Source organism: Microbacterium sp. MYb72 (assembly GCF_002979415.1).
Taxonomy (GTDB): Bacteria; Actinomycetota; Actinomycetes; order Actinomycetales; family Microbacteriaceae; genus Microbacterium; species Microbacterium natoriense.
Genome location: NZ_PCOT01000008.1, coordinates 14261 through 34226 on the forward strand (window position 1 = coordinate 14261; position 19966 = coordinate 34226).

At 70.2% G+C, this 19966-nt stretch carries 13 protein-coding genes and 2 tRNA genes; 10 read left to right on the top strand and 5 right to left on the bottom strand.

What is annotated here, in order from left to right; translation table 11 throughout:
* Positions 1 to 5 precede the first annotated feature (5 nt).
* Positions 6 to 716, bottom strand: a complete 711-nt coding sequence (locus CQ047_RS06105) for a VIT family protein (protein ID WP_105673401.1) — start codon at positions 714 to 716, stop codon at positions 6 to 8.
* 118 nt (positions 717 to 834) lie between these two features.
* Between CQ047_RS06105 and CQ047_RS06110 the strand changes: the two genes are divergently transcribed.
* The 7 genes from CQ047_RS06110 to CQ047_RS06140 all read left to right on the top strand — a co-directional run bounded on the left by CQ047_RS06110 (position 835) and on the right by CQ047_RS06140 (position 5580).
* The gene (locus tag CQ047_RS06110; RefSeq protein ID WP_105673402.1) at positions 835 to 2100 is read left to right on the top strand and encodes a histidine kinase; all 1266 of its coding nucleotides are present in this window, start codon (positions 835 to 837) and stop codon (positions 2098 to 2100) included.
* Positions 2088 to 2777 carry a response regulator transcription factor gene (locus tag CQ047_RS06115; RefSeq protein ID WP_105673403.1) on the top strand — a complete coding sequence of 230 codons (690 nt, stop codon included), beginning with the start codon at positions 2088 to 2090 and terminating at the stop codon, positions 2775 to 2777. The genes CQ047_RS06110 and CQ047_RS06115 overlap by 13 nt, the downstream gene beginning before the upstream one ends.
* Positions 2774 to 3652, top strand: coding sequence for a DUF4097 family beta strand repeat-containing protein (locus CQ047_RS06120; RefSeq protein ID WP_105673404.1), 879 nt, complete (start codon positions 2774 to 2776; stop codon positions 3650 to 3652). Before CQ047_RS06115 ends, CQ047_RS06120 begins: the two co-directional genes overlap by 4 nt.
* A gap of 98 nt (positions 3653 to 3750) precedes the next feature.
* Positions 3751 to 3824 (top strand) — tRNA-Ile (locus CQ047_RS06125).
* Between the two features lie 25 nt (positions 3825 to 3849).
* Positions 3850 to 3922 (top strand) — tRNA-Ala (locus tag CQ047_RS06130).
* A 304-nt stretch (positions 3923 to 4226) separates the two neighbouring features.
* Entirely contained in the window at positions 4227 to 5108 is an 882-nt protein-coding gene (locus CQ047_RS06135) for a MerR family DNA-binding transcriptional regulator (protein ID WP_105673405.1), read from the top strand.
* Positions 5109 to 5220: 112 nt separating this feature from the next.
* The gene (locus CQ047_RS06140) at positions 5221 to 5580 is read left to right on the top strand and encodes a VOC family protein (protein ID WP_219844592.1); all 360 of its coding nucleotides are present in this window, start codon (positions 5221 to 5223) and stop codon (positions 5578 to 5580) included.
* Between the two features lie 116 nt (positions 5581 to 5696).
* On the opposite strand, the gene CQ047_RS06145 is transcribed toward CQ047_RS06140, so the two are convergent.
* Positions 5697 to 6521, bottom strand: coding sequence for a helix-turn-helix transcriptional regulator (locus CQ047_RS06145; RefSeq protein WP_105673406.1), 825 nt, complete (start codon positions 6519 to 6521; stop codon positions 5697 to 5699).
* A gap of 76 nt (positions 6522 to 6597) precedes the next feature.
* Here CQ047_RS06145 and ilvD point away from each other — a divergent pair, with 76 nt between their 5' ends.
* The gene (gene ilvD, locus CQ047_RS06150) at positions 6598 to 8502 is read left to right on the top strand and encodes a dihydroxy-acid dehydratase (RefSeq protein ID WP_105673407.1); all 1905 of its coding nucleotides are present in this window, start codon (positions 6598 to 6600) and stop codon (positions 8500 to 8502) included.
* 122 nt (positions 8503 to 8624) lie between these two features.
* Here the strand turns inward: ilvD and CQ047_RS06155 are convergent, their stop codons facing one another.
* Entirely contained in the window at positions 8625 to 9626 is a 1002-nt protein-coding gene (locus CQ047_RS06155; protein WP_105673408.1) for a LacI family DNA-binding transcriptional regulator, read from the bottom strand.
* 189 nt (positions 9627 to 9815) lie between these two features.
* On the opposite strand from CQ047_RS06155, the gene CQ047_RS06160 reads away from it, so the two are divergent.
* Positions 9816 to 15836, top strand: a complete 6021-nt coding sequence (locus CQ047_RS06160; protein ID WP_181155845.1) for a GH92 family glycosyl hydrolase — start codon at positions 9816 to 9818, stop codon at positions 15834 to 15836.
* Positions 15837 to 15953: 117 nt separating this feature from the next.
* Here CQ047_RS06160 and CQ047_RS06165 read toward each other — a convergent pair whose 3' ends face one another.
* Positions 15954 to 17333, bottom strand: coding sequence for a reverse transcriptase family protein (locus CQ047_RS06165; RefSeq protein ID WP_219844593.1), 1380 nt, complete (start codon positions 17331 to 17333; stop codon positions 15954 to 15956).
* 316 nt (positions 17334 to 17649) lie between these two features.
* On the opposite strand from CQ047_RS06165, the gene CQ047_RS06170 reads away from it, so the two are divergent.
* Positions 17650 to 18780 carry an aminotransferase class V-fold PLP-dependent enzyme gene (locus tag CQ047_RS06170; protein ID WP_105673410.1) on the top strand — a complete coding sequence of 377 codons (1131 nt, stop codon included), beginning with the start codon at positions 17650 to 17652 and terminating at the stop codon, positions 18778 to 18780.
* 61 nt (positions 18781 to 18841) lie between these two features.
* Here CQ047_RS06170 and CQ047_RS06175 read toward each other — a convergent pair whose 3' ends face one another.
* Positions 18842 to 19966, bottom strand: a complete 1125-nt coding sequence (locus CQ047_RS06175) for a Xaa-Pro peptidase family protein (protein WP_105673411.1) — start codon at positions 19964 to 19966, stop codon at positions 18842 to 18844.

The following is a 19966-nucleotide window of genomic DNA, read 5'->3' on the forward strand; positions in this document are numbered from 1 at the left end:
CGTTCTCAGGCGACGCCCGTGGTGCCGAGCAGGGTGCCGATCAGCCAGGTCACGGCGAGAGCGAGCGCGCCGCCGATCACGAGACGCACCGAGGCGCGCACCGGTTTCGACCCGCCGATCCTCGCGCTCACCGCACCCGTGACGGCCAGGGCGACGAGCACGGCGACGAAGGTGACGGGCACTCGCCACGCCGGCGGCGGCAGCAGGATCGCGAGCAGCGGCAGCAGGGCTCCGAGCGTGAAGGCGATGGCGGAGGACATGGCGGCGTGCCAGGGGTTGACCAGATCGTCCTGGTCGATGCCGAGTTCGACCTCGAGGTGCGCCGAGAGCGCGTCGTGGGCGGTCAGCTCCTCGGCGACCTTGCGAGCCGTCTCCTCGCTGAGACCCCGTTCCCGATAGAGCGAGGTGAGCTCCGCGAGCTCCTGCTCGGGGAGGGTGCGCAGCTCCTCCTTCTCCTTCGCGATGAGCGCGCGCTCACTGTCGCGCTGGCTGCTGACCGACACGTACTCTCCGAGCGCCATGGAGATGGCGCCGCCGACGAGCCCCGCGATCCCCGCCGTGAGCAGTGCCGCGTTGTCGGTCGTGGCGCCGGCGACGCCGACCACGAGCGACGCGACCGAGACGATGCCGTCGTTCGCGCCGAGCACCCCCGCTCGCAGCCAGTTCAGCCGCTGGCCGAGTCCTGCACCGTGCGCTTCGCCTTCATGAGTGGTCATGAGGCCAGTGAACCAGAGACCCGGTGTACAGGTCGACGGCGCAGGGTAGGGAAAACCCGAAGTCGAGAGTCCGGGTGCCTCCGTGTCGCGGGTCGCGGCGTCACCGTACCTTGGGACTATGACCACACAGACTGCGACCCCACTGCAGGAGGGCACGGCGAGACCGCCGCTGCGGATCCTCCTGACGATCCTCCATCTCGCCGCGCTCGGCGTTCTGGGCGCAGGCATCTTCGGAATGCTGACCGGCCTGTTCGGCGCCGGACTCGGGCTCCTCTTCGCCTTCGGCATCGGCATCTTCCTGCTGATCGGCCTCGTCTACGCGCTCTTCGGCCTCGGCTGGTTCGAGGTGGCGCGAGTCGGTTCGCTGTACCGCGTGCCGGTGGCGCCGCTGCGTCGCCGCACCAGCGACCGCCCCGGCTTCAGCGGATGGGCCCGCTCCCTCGGGCGTCAGGTCATCGACGGCCGGATGTGGAGGGCTCTCGCGAACTTCGCGCTCGCGTGCATCGCCGGTGTGATCGTGCTGCGTCTGTTCTGGACCCTCGTCTGGTCGGGCATCATCTCCTTCGCACCGCTCGCGGGCGACGGAGAGGTGGACGGCCCGTTCGGCTCCCTCGTGGATGCGGCATGGGCCCCGGTGATCGGTGCGCTCGGCGTCGTGCTGAGCGCCGCCGGCATCGTCGGTCTCGCCCTGCTGCACCGCACGCTGTCGCTCGCGATCGTGGCGCAGAGCCGCGAGGCCGAGCTCACCGAGCGCGTGCGCACCACGACCGCGCAGCGCGAGGGCGCCGTGCGGGCGGCCGACCTCGAGCGCACCCGCATCGAGCGCGACCTGCACGACGGCGTCCAGCCGCGGCTCGTCTCCGTCGGCATGACGCTGGGACTCGCGCATCAGAAGATCGACGACGACCCGGCAGCCGCGAAGGACCTCATCGCCGAGGCGCACACCTCGACGAAGGCGGCGATCACCGAGCTGCGGCAGCTGGCCCGCGGCATCCACGCCTCGGTCCTCGACGACCGCGGACTGGACGCTGCACTGTCGGCCCTCGCGAGCCGCTCCCACATCCCCGTGAGTCTCGACGTCCGCATGGACGGACGCTGCAGCCGCGAGGCCGAGGCCGCCGTGTACTTCGCGATCGCCGAGTCACTGACCAATGCCGCCAAGCACTCCCGTGCGAGCGAGGCGCGGGTGACCGTGCGGCTTCGCGAGGGAGGCACACTGTGGGCTCGCGTCGAAGACAACGGCATGGGCGGCGCGCAGGTGCAGCCCGGCGGTGGACTCGACGGCATCGCCAACCGCATCCTCGCCGCCGGCGGCACGTTCCGCCTCGACAGCCCTGCGGGCGGACCCACCAGCCTGGAGGTGAACGTGCCATGCGCATCCTGATCTGCGAGGACTCCGTCCTGCTGCGCGAAGGACTCGTGCGACTGCTCGAGGACGCCGGCCACCAGGTGGTCGCCGCTCTCCCCGACACCGATGGCCTCGCCGAGGCGCTGGCGGATGCTGCGCCCGAGCTGTGCATCCTCGATGTGCGCCTCCCGCCGACGTTCACCGACGAGGGGATCCGCGCCGCGCTCGCGCTGCGGGCCACCGATCCCGCGCTGCCTCTGCTCGTGCTGTCGCAGTACGTCGAGGAGCGCTACGCATCCGACCTCATCGCCGCACAGGGCGGCCCCCTGGGCTATCTGCTGAAGGACAGGGTCGCTGACGTGTCGGAGTTCCTGGAGTCGGTCACCCGCATCTCCGAGGGTGCGACCGTGCTCGACCCCGAGGTCGTCGCGCAGCTGCTCACGAGACGCAACAAGGACGACCGGATGCTGCGGCTCACCGAGCGCGAGCGCACCGTGTTGGCGCTGATCGCGGAGGGAAAGTCGAACCAGGCGATCGCCGCGCTGCTCTTCCTCTCTGAGGCGAGCGTCGAGAAGCACATCACCTCCATCTTCCAGAAACTGGGCTTCGAGCCGGACGAGTCGGGCAACCGCCGTGTGCTCGCTGCCCTCGCCCACATCGAGAACACCGGCGGCCCGACGCCGCCCGCAGGCCAGACAGGAGCCGCACGATGAGCACCGAACAGAACCCCCTCACTCCCCCTCCCGCGTCTTCGCCGGCTCAGGTACCGGCTCCGGCCCAGCCTCAGGCTGCGGCTCCGCGACCGGGCGGGACGAGCTGGATCACCGTCACGCTCGCCGTGATCGGCGGGCTCGCGCTGGTCGGAACCGGAGCGACGGCAGCGGTCGCCGCATCCGGAGATCTGTCTCGCAGCGACACCGTGCTGGAGCTCGACGTCACGGGCGTCTCGGAACTCGACCTCAACGCGAGCGCGAGCGATGTGCGTGTCGAGTTCGGCGACGTCGACCAGGCGCAGCTCGCCGTGACCGGCGGCCGCGGCGGCCCCTGGACGCTGCAGCGCGACGAGGACGAGCTGCTCGTCCGCGGACCGGAGACGGTGTTCGGCTGGTGGTTCGGCGGCTGGTTCGACGACGACCGTTCGGTCGTGCTGACCCTTCCGTCCGAGCTGCAGGGGCTCGACGCGTCCTTCACTCTGAGCGCGGGCAGCCTCGACGTAACGGGGCGCTTCGGGGAGCTCGACACCGAGCTGTCGGCGGGCGACCTGACCATCTCCGGGTCGGCGTCGTCTCTCGACGCCGACGTGAGCGCCGGCAGCGCCGACATCCTCCTCGACGGCGTGCGCGAAGCCGACTTCGCCGTATCGGCCGGCGACCTCACGGTCGAGCTCACCGGTGCAGCGCCGAGCGAGACCTCGATCGACGTGAGCGCGGGCGGTCTCGACCTGAGCGTCCCCGCCGGCGAGTACAACATCACCCAGAACGTGAGCGCGGGAACGCTCGACAACAGGCTCGACCACTCCTCGAGCTCACGGAACTCGATCGATGTGACCCTCGCCGCTGGCACGGTCACGCTGCGTCCGGGCAGATGATCGAGAGGCGGATGCCGGGCCGAAACGCCCGGCATCCGCCGTACACCTGCCTCGATTCGGATTTTGTCGGATCTTCCGGTAAAGTCTTGGAGGTTGACGGGGCTATAGCTCAGGCGGTTAGAGCGCTTCACTGATAATGAAGAGGTCCCAGGTTCAAGTCCTGGTAGCCCCACCCTTAACTCAAGAAATCCCCATGAGGGGCCTTAGCTCAGTTGGTAGAGCGCCTGCTTTGCAAGCAGGATGTCAGGAGTTCGAATCTCCTAGGCTCCACAGATGCGAGAAGGCCCCCGAGCGCAGCCCGGGGGCCTTCTCGCATCTATCGGGTTGAGTGATTCGGGGAGCCCTGGAGCGAAGCGGAAGGGCGGAGTCTCCTAGGCTCCCCGCACACGGAGTCTCCTAGGCTCCACACACACACGGAGTCTCCTAGGCCCCTCCACACAGAGCACCTTCTCCTCCTGTCGGGAGGAGATCTCACGCTCGGGCTGAGGTTCGTGCGTCATTTCTCCGTCCGAGAGTGCGTTCTCCTCCCGGACGTGCGGTGCCCCGTCATCCCCACGACTGGCATCATGAAGCCATGACCGGGTACGAAGACGCCGACGCGGCACGGCATCGGGTGCGGCTGCCGGAGCACGACGGCTCGGCCCCGCTGCTGAACATCGGTGCCTTCTCCCGCTACGCCGGTCTGAGCGTGAGGATGCTGCGGCACTACGACGATCGGGGCGTGCTGATCCCGGCCGTGGTCGATCCGTTCACCGGATACCGGCGCTACACCGTCGAACAGCTGCGGATCGCGGGGCGCATCCGTTCGTTGCGCGATGCGGGGTGCGGCATCGCGCTGATCATGGAGCTGCTGCCCCTGTACGAGGAGTCTCCCGCGGTGCTCCGGGATCGGCTCGACGTGCATATCGCCGGTCTCGAGGAGGCGGCTCGTCAGCTCGCGGCGCAGAGAGACCTCGCGCTGACCCTGGCCGCAGACCTCGGATCGACCGGATCGGTGGTGAGCGAGCGGATGTTCCCGTCCGCGCGCGTACTGCGGTTGCGGCGCACTGTCGCCTGCTATCCGGCCGAGGGCGAGCTGTGGGCGGATCTGCGGACTCTGATGGCTTCTGCGGCCGGCGTCGACCCCTCCGGGTTCGGTGACCTGGTCGGTGCGACCTACTTCGACGAGGAGTATCGCGACGAGGATGTGGAGATGGCGATCTGGCGCGACTATCGCGGCTCCTTCACACCGCAGGGCGGATTCGAGGTGGTCGACCTTCCCCCACAGAGGGTGGCGTGGACGACCCACCACGGCGGGTTCGACGGCATCCATCGGGCGACCGAATCGATCGGCGCGTGGATCGCGACGCAGGGTCGCACGCAGGTCGGTCCTCTCTTCAACGTCTACGTCGTCGGGCCGGGTCGCGAGTCAGACCCCGACAAGTGGGTGACCGAGGTCAACGTCCCCATCGGCTGACCCGTCAGAGCGGTCAGCCTCTCGTGGCTTGACCCTCGCACAGTGGTAGATCTCAGACTCGATCCGAGAGCATCGCAGCGGGCGATGCCGCGGATCGGAAGGACGATCGCAGATGAGCGAGTCGAGCATGAACACCGTGAACTACTTCGAGGTCGGCACGCCGGACCCCGAGGCGGCGAGGGCCTTCTACGGACAGGTCTTCGGCTGGGAGTTCGGACCGGCCGGACCCGCCGGATACGCCATGGTGAACGGGAACGCCGGTGGCCTGTGGGACACCAGCGGGATCGGATCCGGAACGTGGGCCGTGTTCTACGTCGAGGTGGCCGACGTCGAGACGAGCGTCGCCGCGGCGACCGCGAACGGGGCTCAGATCGTGCTGCCCCCGGTGGACAACGGAGCGATCATCTTCGCGCACCTCTCCGATCCGGCGGGCAACCGGTTCGGAGTCTGGCAGCGCAAGAACGCCGACTGAACGGCAGGCTCCGCCCTGCGGTCGTCGCGGCCGCAGGGCGGCTCCGGAATCCGACCCGGAGATTCACACCCATGACGTCATGCTGCCCTCTTCGGGAGTCTGCTGCGAGGGCCGGATCAATCCCGCCCCGCGAACCTCCCCCGCGTCTCCGCATCGGCGACGTACACGACGAGCTGCACGTCGGTCAGGTCAGACGGACGCAGCTGGTGGTGCTCGAACACGAGGCGGCCGAGGGTCGGATGCAGGAACACCCGCTCGCGCGACTCGAAGCCGCCGACCCCGTGGCTCTCCCAGCGTTCGCGGAACTCGGGGCTCGCGTCCATCAGCCGGCCGATGACGTCGCGGTAGCGCGGGTCGCCGAGCCTCGGTCCGGCCTCGGCTCGGAACTCGGCGAGGAACCGGCGGCTCGTGTCGTCCCAGTCGTCGAGGAGCGACCGCACCGCGGGGTCGGTGAAGATGAGCCACAGCAGGTTGCGCTGCTCGGGGGGCGTCGTGGCGACGTTGGGGTACAGCCGCTCGTAGGCGCTGTTCCATCCGGCGATGCCCCAGTCCGGGGCGAGCGCGTAGGCGGGGTGCTCATCGAGGGCGTCGAGGAATCGCTGCACGTGAGCGGGAGCCGTCTCGACGGCGACGCTCGAGCCCGGACGACTGGGGGCGAATCCCGCGAGCGTCAGCATGTAGTCGTGCTCCGCGACGGTGAGGTGCAGCGCGGTGGCGACGGCATCCAGTACCTGCCTCGACGGGTTGATGTCCCTGCCCTGTTCGAGCCAGGTGTACCAGGTCACGCTCACGCCGGAGAGGAAGGAGATCTCCTCGCGCCGCAGGCCGACCGTGCGGCCGCGGCCCGCGGGGGGCAGACCGAACGCCGCCCGGTCGAGCAGCGACCGTCGGGCGCGCAGGAAGGCGCCGAGCTCGCTGCGCTGCTGGTCGTCGGTGGTCATGGATCAAACCTAGTGCTCTCACTACTAGTATCAGCGCCGTCTTCCGACGACATCGGGAAGACGTCAGGGTGGAAGAATGCCCACCCCTCTTCGCTCCCGCACCGTCACGCACGGACGCAACGCCGCCGGCGCCCGCGCGCTCTTCCGCGCCGCCGGCGTCAACGCCGCCGACTTCGGCAAGCCGATGATCGCCGTCGCGAACAGCTTCACCGAGTTCGTCCCCGGTCACACGCACCTGCAGCCCGTCGGGCGCATCGTCAGCGACGCGATCTCCGCGGCCGGCGGCATCCCGCGCGAGTTCAACACGATCGCGGTCGACGACGGCATCGCGATGGGCCACGGAGGCATGCTGTACTCCCTCCCCTCGCGCGACCTGATCGCCGACTCGGTCGAGTACATGGTCAACGCCCACCAGGCCGACGCCCTGGTCTGCATCTCGAACTGCGACAAGATCACTCCCGGCATGCTCATGGCCGCCCTGCGCCTGAACATCCCCACGGTCTTCGTCTCCGGCGGACCGATGGAGTCCGGCCGGGCGACCCTCGTCGACGGCAGCGTCCGCACGCTCGACCTCGTCGACGCGATTTCCGAGGCGGCGAACGACACGGTGTCGGACGCCGACATCCAGCGCATCGAGGAGAACGCCTGCCCCACGTGCGGCTCGTGCTCCGGTATGTTCACCGCGAACTCGATGAACTGCCTCGTCGAGGCGCTCGGGCTCGCCCTGCCGGGCAACGGCTCGGTGCTCGCGACGCACACCGCCCGCCGCGCGCTGTACGAGAAGGCCGGCGAGGTCGCCGTGCAGATCACGCACCGCTTCTACGACGAGGACGACCGCTCGGTGCTGCCGCGCGAGGTCGCGAGCTTCGCCGCCTTCGAGAACGCGATGGCCCTCGACATCGCGATGGGCGGATCGACCAACACGATCCTGCACCTGCTCGCCGCGGCGCACGAGGCCGGCATCGACTTCGGCCTCGACGAGATCGACGCCGTGTCGCGCCGCGTGCCCTGCCTCGCGAAGATCGCCCCGAACCCCGCCTACGGCCGCATGTACTACATGGAGGACGTGCACCGGGCCGGCGGCATCCCGGCGGTGCTCGGCGAGCTGCGCCGCGGCGGACTTCTCGACGAGAACGTCAGCACGATCCACTCCGCCTCCTTCGCCGACTGGCTCGACGACTGGGACATCCGCGGCGGCAAGGCCACCGAGACCGCCAAGGAGCTGTGGCTCGCGGCCCCGGGCGGCGTGCGGTCGTCGAGTGCGTTCTCGCAGTCCGAGCGCTGGGCGACTCTCGACGAGGATGCCGAGAACGGCTGCATCCGCGACATCGACCACGCCTACTCGGTCGACGGCGGCCTCGCGGTGCTCCGCGGCAACATCGCCGTGGACGGCGCCGTGGTGAAGACGGCGGGCGTGGACCCGTCGATCCTCGTGTTCTCCGGGCCCGCGGTGGTGTGCGAGTCGCAGGAGGAAGCGGTCGCGAAGATCCTCGGCAAGAAGGTGCAGCCGGGCGATGTCGTCGTGATCCGCTACGAGGGGCCCAAGGGCGGACCCGGCATGCAGGAGATGCTGCACCCGACGTCCTTCCTCAAGGGCCGCGGGCTCGGCAAGGTCTGCGCGCTGATCACCGACGGCCGCTTCTCCGGCGGCACGTCGGGACTCTCGATCGGCCACGTCTCCCCCGAGGCGGCCGCGGGCGGCGTCATCGCCCTGGTCGAGGACGGCGACATCATCGACATCGACATCCCCTCCCGGTCGATGAGCCTGCGCGTCGACGAGTCCGAGCTCGAGCGTCGCCGCGAGCGGCTGCTGGATGCCGGCGGCTACCGCCCGGTCGATCGCCAGCGCCCCGTGTCACTCGCGCTGCGGGCGTACGCGGCGATGGCGACCTCGGCCGACCGCGGCGCGGTGCGCGATGTGGAGGCTGTCGAGCGCGCGATGCGCGAGCAGGAGCTCCGCAGCGCGGCATCCCTCGCCTGATCCGGCGTCACCCGCGCGCCGCTCGGCGCTGAGGGGTCACATGACGTCGGGTCTGAGCCCTCGGACTCGACGTTTCGTGACCCCTCACCGAGGCGGTGCGACCTACGCCGGGCCGGGCGGACTCAGCCGCGGGAGATCAGCCGCATCGGGAGCACGACGTTCTCGAAGGGGCGCGAGCGGTCGCTGAGTCGGGCGACCGCGAGGCGTGCGGCCTGACGCCCGAGCGCCTCGACGTCTCCGGTCACGACGGTGATGCCGAGCACCTGCGCCCACTCGGGGTCGTCGAAGCCCAGTACGGCGGGGCGAGCGGATGCAGGCATCCCCGCGAGCTCCTCCATGGCGCCGAGCAGGATCCGGTTGTTCCCGGCGACGATCGCGGTCGGCGGATGCGCGAGGGCGAGCAGCTCCCGCACGCAGGCGCGTGACGAGCCCACGTCGTGCGCGTCGGCGCGCAGCAGCTCGCGCCAGTCGGAGCCCGCGGGGTCGAGCACGTCGCCCATGCCCGCCATGCGCTGCCGGTAGGTGGGGAGCCACGCGTAGTCGCCGATGAACGCGATGCGCCGATGCCCGGCGTCGATGAGGTGCCGTGCGGCGAGCCGTCCGCCCTCGCGGTTGTCGAACACGACCGAGTCGGCCTCGACCTGCTCGGCCGGCCGGTCGACGAACACGACGGGGATGCCGCGGGCCTGCAGTGATGCGTAGTCGCGGTGGTCGGGCATCGCCGAGACGGTGATCACGGCCTTCGTCTGCCGGTCGGCGAGGTCGTGCGCGACCCGTCGCTCCTGCTCGGCCGATTCGCGGGAGTTGGTCACCGAGAGGTGCATCCCCCGCGGGCGGATCTCGTCTTCGATGCCCTGCGCGAGGGCGGAGTAGAACGGGTTGGTGAAGTCGCCGGTGATCAGTCCGATCGAGTCGGCGAGTCGCCCGGAGGCCAGGAGGCTGGCGGCGGAGTTGCGCTGATAGTCGAGCTCCCTCGCCGCGTCGAGCACCACGGCGAGCGTCTTCTCGCTCACATACGATTCGCCGCCCAGGGCGCGGGATGCCGTCTTCAGACTCACCCCCGCGCGCTCGGCGACCTGGGCGAGCGTCGGACGCGCCGGCTGCTCTGCATCCGATCTCGTCATCGTCTCCCCTGTGGTCGTCGGCGGGCATCCCCATTATCGCGGCGGATGCGTCGATCATGTCTTCCGCGCTCCACCGTCGCTGTGGTAGCGTCCTCATCATATGACAGCGCTGTCATGAAGTGGACAGCGCCGCGGCAGCACACCCGTCGGCCGCAGACGACACATCGCAGTGGAGTTCAAGGAGCAACCATGACCGTTCCATCCCCGAGGAACGCACGACCCGGCCGTCGCGCCTGGGCGGCGGGAGGCGTCGCCCTCGCCGTGACCCTCGCCATGCTGACCCCGATGCAGGCGATCGCCGCCGGCGGCACGACGTTCCGTTCGTCGTTCGAGACGACGGATGCCGCGCCCGTGCTCACCGGCACGGGCGCCGCCGTCAACGTCACCGGCGACCGCTTCACCCCCGGCAGCGTGCTCGGCCAGGTGTCGGCGGTCACGGCATCCGCTCAGAACACCCCCAACGAGGGTGCCGCCAACGTCGCCGACGGCAACGCGGGAACGAAGTGGCTGGCGTTCCAGAACACCGGGTGGGTGCAGTACCAGCTGAGCACCCCGCAGCCGATGGTGCGCTACACGCTCACCTCCGGCGGCGACGCCCAGGAGCGCGACCCCAAGGACTTCCGGGTGCAGGGCTCCAACAACGGCACCGACTGGGACACGGTCGACCAGCGCAGCGGCGAGCTCTTCACCGGTCGCGGCGAGACCCGCAGCTTCACTCTCGCGACGCCGAGCCCGGCGTACACCTACTACCGTCTCGACGTGCAGGCCGTGCGCGACCCCAGCAAGAACATCCTGCAGCTCGCCGGCTGGGAGCCCATCGCCGTCGACGGCGCGACGCCCCCGCCCAGCGACCTCTTCCTCGCGACCGGGTCCGGTCCCGCCAGCTCCGACACCGCCAAGACCGGCGTCGGCTTCACCGGCGTGAAGGCCCTGCAGTACACGGGCCGCACCCTCGCTGCGGGCCCCGCCTCCTCGACCTCGACCCTGTACAGCGACGTCGACATCGCGGTCGCCGACGACACCGCCCTCTCGTACGCCGTCTTCCCGGTGCTCGACGGCGAGCAGACGTACGCGGCCACCTTCGTCGCGGTCGACCTGCGGTTCACCGACGGCACGACCCTCTCCACCAGCGGCGCCGTCGACTCCTACGGCTACGCGGCGAACGCGAAGGCCAAGGGGCAGTCGAACAGCCTGTGGCCGAACCAGTGGAACAGGGTGACCGTCGATCTCGGCCAGTTCGCCGGCCGCACGGTCGACGACGTCCTCTTCACCTACGACCACCCCGGCTCCGACGTGCACGCCGTCGAGGTGCCCACGGCGGGCACGGCCTTCACGGGCTGGCTCGATGACATCTCCATCGCCGAGGTCGCGCCGCGCGACATCTCCGACGGCCTCGTGTCGTTCGTCGACACCCGTCGCGGCACGAACTCGACCGGCGGCTTCTCCCGCGGCAACAACTTCCCGGCGGTGGCCTGGCCGAACGGCTTCAACTTCATCACCCCGATGACCAACGCCGACAACGCGGGCACGCTGTACCAGTACCAGCGCGCCAATAACGCGCAGAACCAGCCGACCCTCAACGGCATCGGCATCTCGCACGAGCCGAGCATCTGGATGGGCGACCGCAACTCGCTCGCCGTGATGCCCGCCGCGAACGGCAACCCCACGTCCTCGCTGAACGACCGCAAGCTCACGTTCAGCCACGACAACGAGATCGCCCGTCCCGACATCTACAGCGTCGGCTTCGACAACGGCATCCAGACCGATGTCACCGCCACCGACCACGGCGCCATCTACCGCTTCGAGTTCACGGGCGACGCGAGCTCGGTCGTCATCGACCAGCTCGTGAACTCCTCCAAGCTCTCGGTCACCGGCGACACCGTGACCGGTTGGGTCGACGGCGGCTCCGGCTGGCCGGGGCGCACGCGGATGTTCGTGTACGGCACGTTCGACCGCCAGCCCACGGCATCCGGCGCCACCACCAAGGGCGACCGCAACGGCACCGCACGCTATGCGGCGTTCGACACCTCAGGTGACCGCACCGTCGAGCTGCGGCTGTCGACCTCGTTCATCTCGCAGGATCAGGCGCGCAAGAACTTCGACTTCGAGCTCTCCGGCGTCTCCTTCGACAAGGCCCATGCCGCCGTCGAAGCCGCGTGGAACGACCGCCTCGGCGTCGTGCACGACGTCAAGGGCGCGACCGACGCGCAGCTGGTCAACCTCTACTCGAGCCTGTACCGCCTGAACCTGTACCCGAACTCGCAGTTCGAGAACACGGGAAGCGCGGCCGATCCGGTCTACAAGTACGCGAGCCCCGTCTCCCCGACGACGGGATCCGCGACCGACACCCAGACCAACGCCAAGATCGTCGACGGAAAGATCTACGTCAACAACGGCTTCTGGGACACCTATCGCACGGCCTGGCCGCTGTACTCGCTGCTGTACCCCGACGTCACCGAGGACCTCGTCGACGGGTTCGTGCAGCAGTACCGCGACGGCGGCTGGGTGGCGCGGTGGTCGTCGCCGGGCTACGCCGACCTGATGACCGGCACGAGCTCCGATGTGGCGTTCGCCGAGGCGTACCTCGCCGGATCCCTCGACACCGACACGGCCCTCGAGGCCTATGACGCGGCGGTCAAGAACGCGACCGTGCTGCCGCCCTCGAACGACGTCGGCCGCAAGGGCATCGCGCAGTCGATCTTCCTCGGATACACCGAGGCGACGACGCATGAGAGCGCATCGTGGGGCCTGGAGGGCTTCATCAACGACTTCGGCATCGCGGAGATGGCGAAGGCCCTGTCCGAGGACCCGAAGACCCCGGCCGATCGCATCGAGCGGCTGAAGGACGAGGCCACCTACTTCGAGGCCCGCGCCGAGCACTACGTCGAGATGTTCAACCCCGAGGCGGGCACGTTCACCTCGCGCAACGCCGACGGCTCCTGGACGTCCGGCGCGGACTTCGACAAGAAGGCGTGGGGCGGCGCCTTCACCGAGGCGAGCGCCTGGACTTTCGGGTACCACGCTCCCCACGACGTCGACGGACTCGCCGCGCTCTACGGCGGCAGGCAGGGGCTCCTCGACAACCTGCACCAGTTCCTCACGACCCGTGAGAAGGCCGACTACTCCGGCATCCACGAGGCTCGGGAGGCGCGCGACGTGCGCCTCGGGATGCTGGGCATGTCGAACCAGATCTCCCACCACATCCCCTACGTGCTCGCCGAGGCCGGCGACCCGTCCGGTGCGCAGAAGCTGATCCGCGACATCCAGGACCGCCTCTTCGTGGGCTCCGACATCGGCCAGGGCTACCCCGGCGACGAGGACAACGGCGAGTTCTCGGCCTGGTACGTGTTCTCGGCCCTCGGGTTCTACCCGATGGAGGTCGGATCGGGGAACTACACGGTCGGCACGCCCCTGTTCGACAGCGCGACGCTCTCGATCGGCGACACCGACCTGGTCATCAACGCCCCAGGCGCGTCCAGCGGCAAGGACTACGTCGCCGGCGTCAGCATCAACGGCACGGCCGTCTCCGACACCACGTTCGACGGCGACCTCGTCCGTGCGGGCGGCACGCTCGACTTCACGATGAGCGCGCAGCCCTCGGCCTGGGGTGCGAAGGACCTCACGGAGCCGCTCGCGGTGCCGACGAGCCTGGTCGATGCGACCAAGCCCGGACGCGGCATCCTCACGGCCGCCGACGGCACCCCGGTCGGCGCGCTCGTCGATGACAACATGAACTCGAAGACGACGTTCGCGGGCACGACCGCCGAGCTGGTGTGGACGTCGCAGTCCGGTCCGGTCTCGATCGGGCAGTACACGCTGACGGATGCCGCGAAGGGCAGCGCCCCGTCGAGCTGGACCCTCTCGGGCTCCACCGACGGCGTGAACTGGACCGAGCTCGATTCACGCACGGGGGAGACGTTCGCGTGGGACACCCAGACCCGGCCGTTCACGGCGAACGGCGAGGGCGGCTACACGAGCATCAGGCTGAGCCTCACGGGTGCGGGCGATGCCCTGTCGCTGTCCGAGGTCGAGCTGTTCGCGAAGGCCGCAGGGGCCGACGGACTGTCGATCACCCCGGCCGTCCCGCAGCGGGTCGCCGCGGGAACGTCGTTCACCGGCCGCCTCGGGACCATCATCGGCGAGGAGACGGATGCCGCCGGCTACACGGTCACGGTGGACTACGGCGACGGCACCCCGGTGCCGAGCGTGAAGCTCACCCGCGACGATCTCGGCGGCTGGAAGGTGAGCGCTCCGCACACCTTCGACGCTCCGGGCACGTACACGGCGACGATCGTGGTGCGCGACTCGACGGGCGCCACGGCATCCGGTGCGGCGACCGTCACGGTCTACCGCGACGAGACGCTCGTCGGCAGCTTCAACGGCGTGTGCATCGGCGACCTCAACCTGACCGCCGCGAACTGCGACGACCAGGGCTACGGGTACTACCGCGACAAGCTCGCCGCCGACGGGTTCGTGCAGGGTCAGACCCTGACGCTCCCCGGCTCCTCCCTCACCTACGATCTGCCCGCTGTCGCCCCCGGCGCCCCGGACAACATCACCGGAGAGGGTCAGACGATCCGCCTCGACCTCGGCACCGGCGCGACGCAGCTCGCCTTCGTCGGCACGGCGACGGAGAAGGCGCGTCAGCCTGAGGCGGTGCTGCACTTCACCGACGGCACCGAGCAGCGCGTGCAGATCTCGTTCGGCGACTGGGTGGGAGCATCCGGCAGCCCGGCGTTCGGCAACTCGGTGATCGCGGTCTCCGAGGGACGCCTGTCGGGTACCGGCGCGGAGTCCAGTGTGAAGAACACCGCGATCTACGCGACCGCGCCGATCACGATCGACCTCGACGCCGACGGGAAGCCGAAGGTCGTGGAGTCGCTCACGATGCCGAGGGAGGCAGGTACGCTCCGCGACGGACGCGTGCACGTGTTCGCCATCGCCTCCGACGGCGACCGTGCCGCCGCCGCTCCGCTGGCGGTGACCGCATCGACCGTGGCCGATCAGATCGCCGGCGAGGAGTTCGAGGCCGCGCTGGCTACAATCTCGGGCGGCTCCGGCGAGACGACCGCGGTGGTCAACTGGGGCGACGGGTCTCCCGTGTCCACGGTCGACGTGGCCTCGGGCGCCGTCACCGGCACGCACACCTACGCCGCGGCCGGCACCTACACGGTCACGGTCACGGCGGACGACGGCGTGAAGTCGGCCGACGCGCAGCTGCAGATCGTGGTCGCCGAGCCGGAACCGGAGTACGAGCCCGTGATCACCGTGGACGGCGCCGAGGTGGAGCCGGGTGACACGGTGCACGTGACCGGCACGGGCTTCGCGCCGGGTGAGAGCGTCTCGATCCGCATCGACGACGAGGAGCCGGTGGTCGTGAAGGCCCTCGATGACGGCACGGTGTCGGCCGACGTCACGGTCCCCGCGGATGCCGTGGACGGCGCTCACCCCGTGATCGCCCTCGGCAGCGTCTCGAACGTCGAGGCGCGGGCCACGGTGCTCGTCGTCACCGGATCGACCGGTGCCAAGGCGACGACCGTCGCGCTCTCGACCACGGCGACCGACCCGGTCGCCGGCGAGTCCGTCGCACTCACCGCCACGCTGAAGCCGGCAGGCGCGGCGGGTCAGGTCGAGTTCCTCGAGGGCGACGTCGTGGTCGGATCCGCCGGAGTCTCGGCGGGAACGGCGACGGCCGACATCCGCATCGAGACCTCGGGTGCGCACACCTACGTCGCGCGCTTCGTGCCGTCGGATCCGAAGGCCTACCTCGGCTCGACGTCCGCCCCGCTCACGCTCGACGTGCGCAGCACCCCGGTGCTCGACGCGGAGATCGTGGTCGGCGTGAAGAGCGTCGTCCAGGGCGGCTCGTTCGAGCTCATCGGCCGCGGCTTCGGCGCGGGCGAGAAGGTCTCGATCGTGCTGCACTCCGACCCGATCCACCTCGCGGACGTGGTCGCCGACGGTGCGGGTTCCTTCCGCATCCAGGTGGCCGTGCCCGCGAACGCCCCGGTCGGCGCGCACACCGTGGTCGCCACCGGCGCCGACACGGGCCTCACCGCCCAGGCCGCGCTGCAGGTGACGGCCGCGGCTGTCGTCGGCGGTGGTCTCGCCGGAACGGGCGGAGCGGTGCCGATCGTGCTGATCGTGGCGCTGCTGGTGCTGCTCGCGGCCGGTGGAGTCCTCGTGACCCGCCGCCGCAGGGAGTCCTGACCCCCGCAGGATCCCCACGACCGCCCTCCCCGGACCCCGGGGAGGGCGGTCGTGCTGTGAGCCGCGGATGCCGCAGCATCCGCTCTCCCTCCGCGGACTGAATGCCGGAGAAGCGCGTCAGGCCCAGACGATGCGCGCGAACTCCGCCCTGAGCCTCGCCCCTCGCTGAGCATTCAGGGACTCGACCCAGGAGATGCGCCCCCGCAGGTGGGCCCGGAAGTCCGCGACCCCGGCACGATTCTGCGACGACGGTCCGTGCAGGATGCAGTTGTGGATGATGGCCTTCAACCGGTCGTAGTCGCCCCGCACCAGGTTGAGGCGCTCGTTCACGATGATCCCGGTGACCGCCTGCCTCGTGGCCTGTCGCCTGATCCTGGTCTTCCGTTCGTTGAGGGAATGCCCCTCGTCCTCGACGATCCGCCGCACTCCACGGATGAAGGCGTCCGGTCGCGCGGCGAGCGAGGGTCCGCCGCTGAACGTGAGGTCATCGGCGTAGCGCGTGTAGGCGGCGTCGACGGCGGCGGCCCAGCCGGTCAGACGCGAGTCGAGCCGGCGCACGGCGAGGTTCGCGATCATCGGAGACGACGGGGCTCCCTGAGGGAGATGGTTCGCGGCCAGAGCCCGGCGAAGAGCGAATCGCTCCTCCGGTGTCCCGCCGGGAGGCATCGCGGCGAGCACGCGAGGAGGCACGGCGCTCGTGCACACCCCCGCGATCGTGTGAGCGACGGACTCCGAGTACCCGGACTGGCGGAGCGTGCCGTAGACGCGCCCCGCCGACACGCGGGCGAAGAACGTCGTGAGGTCGACCGAGACGACGATGCCCGCACCCACGTGCCGAGCGGCGCCCGTGACGGCACTCCGTCCTGGCATGAAGCCGTGGGCCGCATCGTTCGCGGGGATGAGGCCGAGCACGCGTTCCAGCAGACGTCGCTGGACCCGGCGCAGCCGTTCCTCCGGGACCTCCAGCAGTCTCGGGACGCGCCCCGGTCGCGATCGCCATTCGTAGCGGTAGTGGTGGAGCGGACCGGGGCGCGCTCGACGGTTCCACCGCTTCGTGTCGGCGAACCACGCGAGCTGCCCATCGGTCAGTTCGAGCAGCACCGCGAGGGCGGCGATGTCGTCGATGCGCGGGAGCCCCGCTGCGGGCTCCCGCGAGCGCGTCGTCGCCACGACGTGGTGGTGGATGCGGATCGGAGTCCTGGCGGCGTCGGCCTTCTCGATCGCTGCGCGGAACGCCGGCGAATCGCGGATCACCGCGATCAGCAACCGGGGGGAATCGACGGGCGCTCTGACGAAGTCGACCATGACGTCGTCGACCACACGCGGGAGCCAGCGCCTGCGCGCGCCGAGGACGAAGGATCCTGCGTCGACGAGGTGCGGAGCCGTCCACGCGTCCGCAGCGAGGAAGGCGTCAGCCAACGCCGTGGCGATCGCGGAGGCCCCCGCGCGGGGCGTCCGGGCGAGCACACGCGTCGCGGGCGTCAGCGCCTCCGTCATCGTGTGGAGACCGTCCGTCCATCGGCTCGTCGGACGGCGAAGAGGGTGCGATGGCCTGCGCGCGACTCGTCCATCAGTGCGGGCGCTGTACTGCGCGAAGCGCAGGGAGGCGCCTGCGGCGTTCGTTCCAGATCGGCCTGCGTGCCCCGGGGTATCCCCGGAGAGGATGGCTCACCGCGTGAACCACCCGTCTCGCTCACAAGCCATCGCACGCCGCCACGATAGCAACAACGTCGGACGTGACAGAGGGGAGAGCGGATGCCGCGGCATCCGCTCTCCCCTCCCCTCCGCGCAGCCCACCTGACACACTGAACCCATGAGCCTTCCTCACGACGACATCGATCCGGACGGACTGCTGGAGTACTCGGTGGTCTTCACCGATCGGTCGCTGAACCACATGTCCGCCCGCTTCGTCGCGGTCATGCAGCAGACCCTCGAGATCCTGCGCGAGGCGTACGGCGCGGAGGACGCGGTCGTGGTCAACGGCGGCGGCAGCTACGCGATGGAGTCGGTGGCGCGGCAGCTCGCGACGGGGCGCCGCGCGCTCATCGTCCGCAACGGGCTGTTCTCCTACCGGTGGTCGCAGATCCTCGAGACCGGCGGCATCGCGTCATCCGTCGTCGTGTGCACGGCGCGCCCCGACGGCGACGACGCGCAGGCGGAGTGGAGCCCCGCGCCGATCGACGAGGTCGTCGCCGCGATCCGGTCGTCCCGGCCGGACGTCGTGTTCGCCCCGCACGTCGAGACGGCCGCGGGCATGATGCTGCCCGATTCGTACGTCAGGGCCCTCGCCGACGCCGTGCACGAGGTCGGCGGAGTGCTCGTGCTGGACTGCATCGCCTCTGGGGCCATGTGGGTCGACATGACGGCGCTCGACGTCGACGTGCTGATCAGCGCCCCGCAGAAGGGCTGGAGCGGATCCCCCGGCGTCGGCTACGTCATGCTCGGAGAGCGAGGACGGGATGCCGTCGTCGCCGGCGCCACGACGAGCTTCGCTCTGGACCTCGGGCGCTGGCTCGCGATCTCCGACGGCTACCGCGACGGAACAGCGGGGTATCACGCGACGATGCCGACCGACACGATCGCCCACAACCTCGCGCAGATGATCGAGACGCGCGGGCTCGGCTTCGCCGCCCTGCGGGACGCGCAGGTCGAGCTCGGAGCGAGAGTGCGGGCGCTCCTCGCCGCACGGGGTCTGCCGTCGGTGGCTGCGGAGGGGGTGGCCGCACCGAGCGTGGTCGTCGTGCACACCGATGATCCGGGGCTCCGCAGCGGTGCGCGCTTCCGCGCGGAGGGCGTGCAGATCGCCGCCGGGGTGCCCCTGCACTGCGGCGAGCCTGATGCCTTCTCGACCTTCCGGGTCGGACTCTTCGGCCTCGACAAGCTCACCGACGTCGACGGCGCGGTCGCGCGGCTCGAAGCGGCTCTCGACCGCATGGGGGTCTGACAGGCCTTGATCCGCGTACCCGGCGAGCTCGATCGGCTCCGCAGGGACGATCCGCCCGGCGTCAGTCGCCGACCGAGCGCAGGTCGTGCGGCGCGAGGTTGAGGCGCTCGCCGCCGTCGGCGGTCACGATGACGATGTCCTCGATGCGCGCGCCCCAGGACCCGGCGAAGTAGATGCCCGGCTCGATGCTGAAGGCCATCCCCTCGCGCAGGACCAGGTCGTTGCCGGGCGCGATGTACGGCTCCTCGTGCACCGAGACGCCGATGCCGTGTCCGGTGCGGTGCAGGAAGGCCTCGCCGAAGCCGGCATCCGTCAGCACATCGCGCGCGGCGGCATCCACCTGCTGGGCCGTCGCTCCCGGTCGCACCGCGTCGACGGCGGCCTGCTGGGCGCGCACGAGCACGGCGATCCGCTCGGCCGCGTCGGGAGACGAGGGACGTCCGACGACGTAGGTGCGGGTGCTGTCGGAGTTGTAGCCGCTGGGCACGGCGCCGCCGATGTCGACCACGACGACATCGCCGTCCTCGATCACGCGGTCGGACACCTCATGGTGCGGATCCGCCCCGTTCGGCCCTGAGCCGACGATCACGAACTCCACGGTGCGGTGCCCCTCGGCGATGATCGCCTCCGCGATGTCCGCGGCGACCTCCCGCTCCGTGCGACCTGCGCGCAGCCACTCCGGCACCCGCCGATGCACCGCGTCGATCGCCGCGCCGGCACGTCGCAGCTCCACGATCTCGGCGGCATCCTTGATCATCCGGCTCTCGCGCAGCACGGGGGTGGCGAGTTCGAGCCGCACACCCAGGCGCTCGGCCAGCGGGATCACGTGCAGTGCGGGCAGCGCATCCGACACCCCCACCCGCGACACCGCGCCCAGGGCAGAGGCCACGAGGTCGTAGGGGTTCTCGCCGTCGACCCAGTCGGCGACGGCCAGCCCCAGCTCGCCGACCGCGGTGCTGCGGACCTTCGCGAGCTCCATGCGCGGCACGACGATGGTCGCGGCGGCGCCGGGACGCACCACCAGGGCGGTGAGGCGCTCGATCGTGTCGCCCTCCACCCCCACCAGATACTGCAGGTCGGGACCTGGACCCACGACGATGCCGTCGATCCCTGCATCCGCAGCGAGGGCCGCAGCCCGGTCGAGTCGATCGGCGTACACGGAAGCGGGGAACGGCGTTGTGCTCAC